3 protein-coding genes are annotated in these 4522 nt (G+C 45.1%); 2 read left to right on the top strand and 1 reads right to left on the bottom strand.

Features of this window, described 5'->3' with window-relative positions; translation table 11 throughout:
• Positions 1-456 precede the first annotated feature (456 nt).
• On the top strand, positions 457-1167 hold the full coding sequence (locus tag I2503_RS08990) for a GntR family transcriptional regulator (protein WP_196092425.1): 711 nt from the start codon (positions 457-459) through the stop codon (positions 1165-1167).
• 299 nt (positions 1168-1466) lie between these two features.
• Here I2503_RS08990 and purB read toward each other — a convergent pair whose 3' ends face one another.
• Positions 1467-2759 (bottom strand): adenylosuccinate lyase, encoded by a 1293-nt coding sequence (purB, locus tag I2503_RS08985; protein ID WP_196967731.1) that lies wholly within the window; start codon positions 2757-2759, stop codon positions 1467-1469.
• A gap of 98 nt (positions 2760-2857) precedes the next feature.
• Between purB and I2503_RS08980 the strand changes: the two genes are divergently transcribed.
• Positions 2858-4147: a CHAP domain-containing protein gene (locus tag I2503_RS08980; protein WP_247644708.1), complete on the top strand. Its 1290-nt coding sequence runs from the start codon at positions 2858-2860 to the stop codon at positions 4145-4147.
• The last annotated feature ends 375 nt before the right edge of the window (positions 4148-4522 follow it).

The raw sequence follows: 4522 nt of genomic DNA, 5'->3' as shown, positions 1-4522 counted from the left end.
GCTTTCTCATCTTTATACAATAGAGTTTCCCAAAGAGGAAGTAAGATGAAGGCTGTTATCGCTTGTGCTCATAAGATACTAAGAATTGTCTACAAACTTTTGAAAACACATCAAACTTATGAAGCAGTCAAAGCATTAGGGATGCGGCAACATCCTTAAGACATCTTTAAATATGTTCACCTTAAGTATAACACAGATAGTGTTTTTTTGCGCTTTTTTACTGTGTTATTTTCAAATAAAAGACTATACCACCCTTATTCATATCTCCTTCAGGAAAGCAGAAGAAGCCTACTCCTGCTCTTCATTTTCCTAGAGATTAGCCTCAAAGTGGTCTGTTTTCTTCCTATAAAAGACATAACTTAATAATATATTAAAAAATTCGTATTTTGTCAAGATATTTTTAAGTTTTTATGGTAAAATCTTAATAGAGGGAAGGAAAGTGAGGTGATATATAGCATGGCAATCCCAAAGTATCAACAAATCAAAGATGAACTCAAGCACAAAATTATCTCCGGTCAATTTGAAAATGGAGATAAATTTTATACCGAAGCCGAGTTGATTGATATGTATAATGTTAGTTCAATTACGGTTGTACGGGCCTTGAACGATCTAGCTAAAGACGGTTACATCGTCCGCCAACAGGGGAAAGGTACCTTTGTATCCCGAGCTGGTGATCATAAACTCATCGAATATTCTGATGCTGATTTTCTTGAGGGTAAAGTCGATGAAGTGACGGTCCTATCTATCACACGGGATAATAATCCTGAGTTCATCGCAAAACTTGGACTTGGCCCAATGCACTACTACTATAAGATCGAACGGATGCGTACAGCGGATGGTACCCCTTATGTTTTCCATGAATCTTATATCCCAGAGCAGTATATCAATGCCAATTATCCGGACTTGAGTTACTATAGCTCTATCTACGACCGGTTTAAGTTTGACTACCATATTCATCTCAATGATGAAAAGTTTGAGGAGACAACTGAAATTCTCTTTCCAACAGAGTCTGCAATTAGCAAACGCCTAGAGGTTGCTGAAGAATTTCCAACTGTCCTTCAAACCAAAACCACGCGCCTTGAATCAACTGGTCAAATTTTGGAATACCGTAAAACCTATAAACGTGGTGATTACTTCAAGTTCACCCTCCTGTCACGGAATCAATGAACTATGAGCAATGACCGAATTCAAAAAACACCGAAAAAAGGGCCCACTTCTCACCCAGGAGAAGACAGGCCCTTTTTGTTTATACTCGAAACAGTTCGAAATCTGAAACGAATTTTAATCCAGGAATTGGATTAAAATTAATACGTAATGAGGCGAGCATCGCTTGCAATCCATCCGATGAAGATAGTTCAACAGGTCTGGGAGACCTGTTGAATCTTATCAATAAGGCGTGCAAGGCACGCAATCAATAAGTTCGGCGAAGAGGATTACCACATTCAGATTTTGAAATGTAATGAGTATTATAGTCCCAAACGAGTGAAAATAGCATCTACTCCGCTTGTATAATAGTCTGGATTAAAAATGTCTTCAATTTCCGCTGGGGTGAGATAGGAAGTGATTTCTGAATCTTCTAGTAGAAGAGATTTAAAATCAACCTGATGATCCCAGGCTTGAGCCGTTTTGGGCTGAACCAAGTCATAGGCGGCTTCCCGCGTCATTCCCTTTTCAATCAAAGATAATAAAACACGCTGGCTGTAGATAAGGCCGAAGGTGGCATCCATGTTCCGGCGCATATTCTCAGGAAATACGGTCAAATTCTGGACAATACGGCCAAAGCGATTGAGCATGTAGTCCAAAAGAATGGTTGAATCTGGAGCGATAATACGCTCTGCTGAAGAATGAGAGATGTCTCGCTCGTGCCAAAGCACCACATCTTCCATGGCAGTCACCATATGACCGCGCAAGACACGCGCCAAGCCTGTCATATTCTCAGATCCAATAGGATTACGTTTGTGAGGCATGGCTGAGCTTCCTTTTTGCCCCTTGGCAAAGAACTCCTCCACCTCCCGTTGCTCGGACTTCTGTAGGCCCCGTATTTCGGTCGCCATCCGCTCAATCGAGGTCGCAATCAAGGCTAGGCAATTGAAGTAATCGGCATGTAAATCCCGCGGTAGAACCTGAGTGGAGATTTCTTGTGGACGAATCCCCAAACGTTCACAGACGTACTCTTCCACAAAAGGAGGGATATTGGCGAAATTCCCAACGGCACCTGAAATCTTCCCAGCTTCAACCCCCTCAGCAACCAGGTTAAAGCGTTCCAAATTGCGCTTCATTTCACTGTACCAGGTTGCCAGCTTCAAGCCAAAGGTCGTAGGCTCCGCATGAACCCCGTGGGTCCGGCCCATCATAATCGTGTATTTGTGTTCACGCGCCCTCTCTGCAAGAATGCCCAAGAAATTCTCTAAATCCTGACGCAAAATCGCATTGGCCTGCTTATAGAGATAACCATAAGCCGTATCGACCACATCCGTTGAGGTCAACCCAAAGTGAACCCACTTACTCTCCTCGCCCAGAGATTCTGAAACGGCTCGCGTAAAGGCCACCACATCATGATGGGTCTCCTGTTCAATTTCTAAAATCCGCTCAACCTCAAAGCTCCCCTTCTCCCGCAACAAGGCCACATCTTCCTTAGGAATTTCCCCCAACTCAGCCCAAGCCTCAGCGGCTAAAATCTCAACTTCCAACCAAGCTTGGTACTTATTTTCCTCCGACCAAATGGCCCCCATTTCTGGCCGCGTATACCGTTCTAACATGTCGTCCTCCTCCAAGTATTCTCCTACCAGTTTACCTTATTTACAACTTTTTCTCCAGTCATTCCGAATGAATAGAAAAAGACAGACAGGAGAAGCCCATGTATCCAAGCAATCCCATTCAAGAAGCCCTTCGCCCTAGCCAATCCGTCCAAGTTACCTTATTGGATTCCCAGCAGGTGAAGCTGATTTTTCCTATGGTAAAAAAAGAGAGACCTCTGACCCTTCAAATCTGGACTAACCAAGACCCAAAGAACTGGCACTACTTCCCCCTTGAGCAAGAGAAAGAACACCCAGACTTAACCCTAAACCTCAAAGACTTTCCACCTGACTCCGGTCCCTACACCTATCGGCTCCAAGGACCCCACGGGCAAATCCTTCAAAGCGGTACCTTGCTTCTCCCCTCAACTCCAGACAGCAAGAAGAACCCACAAGATTTAAAACCACGCACCCAATTTTCATCCGCCAAACTCGACCAAGGTCTCCTCCTCTTTCAACTCAAACCAGCCCCCCAGAGCCCTGCCATCCACAAGGCTAACCTGCGAATCACCCAAGACCAGCAGAATCCAAAAATCCTTCCCTTAACCCCAGAAAGACCAGACGGACTCTTGCAAACCCTTATCGATTTAAACCAAGACCTTTCTGCGACCCCTATCCAAGGTCAGATTGAAGTCACCTTTGCCAATGGTCAAAGCCAAACCTATCCCCTAGCAGACTATCACATCCCCCTCGACAAACTGGAAGCCCAAGTGCAACTCCAAGAGGAGGCCAACACCCTGCACCTCGAACTTTCCAGAGCCCAAGCCCTGGAACAAATCCAAGTCCTTCTCAACAATCAAACCTACTCCCTAACCAAGATCAGCCCAGCCCTTTACCAAACCAGCATCCAACTTCCACCAACAAAAAAGGCAACCATTCAAATCAAAGCCCTCAAACAAGGACAACCCCAAACCATCTACCACAAAACCTTTCAACCAGCACAAACAGAAAGCAAACACACTGACCTAGCGACAACTATTGAGGAAAGTAGTGACCACGACTTCCAGCCCCTCTACCCAGCACCAACCTACCCCACCGGCCAATGCACCTGGGGCGTCAAACGCCTGGTCCCCTGGGTTGGCGACTGGTGGGGCAACGGCGGCCAGTGGGCCACCTCAGCCCAAGCCCTTGGCTTCCGAACAGGACCAGAACCCCGCATCGGAGCCATCGCCTGCTGGGACGACGGTGGCTACGGACACGTAGCCCTCGTCACCCACGTAGCCTCCCCCCAAGCCATCCAAGTCAAAGAAGCCAACTACAACGGCCAAGGAGCCATCCGCAACTACCGCGGCTGGTTCGACCCCAGCCAAGGGCTGGGACATCTGACCTATATCTATCCACCTGGCAACTGATACTCATTAAATTTCAAAATCTGACGTTGTCAAGCCTCTTCGGTGAACCTCAGTTCTACCATCATCGGCTTTCCTAGTCATCTTTTTGAAATTTTTCGAGTATTCCGATTTAGAAGTTAGTTAAGTATGAAAACTCCCAAGAAAAAATTCCTTAAACCCCAATTATTCATACCTAACTTAAAAACCTTCCAGAAACCGTATTGATCACAGGGTTTCTGGAAGGTTCTGCTTTTCACCCATTGGGTGAGACATTCGACTAGACAAAAAAGGATTTCCCCTTTATGATATAAGTGAAAGCAAAACCACAAAAAGAAAGGAAATCCACATGTTCAGTCTAACAAATAATAATGCTAAAAACAAGAATTTTTCTTTTGA

Origin of the sequence: Streptococcus sp. NLN64 (assembly GCF_015831295.1) — a bacterium.
Lineage (GTDB): Bacteria > Bacillota > Bacilli > Lactobacillales > Streptococcaceae > Streptococcus.
Note: the sequence above shows the minus strand (reverse complement) of the source record. Positions and strands in the feature narration are given on the sequence as shown.

Coding starts and splice junctions, on each gene's coding strand:
- I2503_RS08990 (WP_196092425.1), top strand. CDS start 457: ATGGCAATCCCAAAGTATCAACAAATCAAAGATGAACTCAAGCACAAA.
- purB (WP_196967731.1), bottom strand. CDS start 2,759: ATGTTAGAACGGTATACGCGGCCAGAAATGGGGGCCATTTGGTCGGAG.
- I2503_RS08980 (WP_247644708.1), top strand. CDS start 2,858: ATGTATCCAAGCAATCCCATTCAAGAAGCCCTTCGCCCTAGCCAATCC.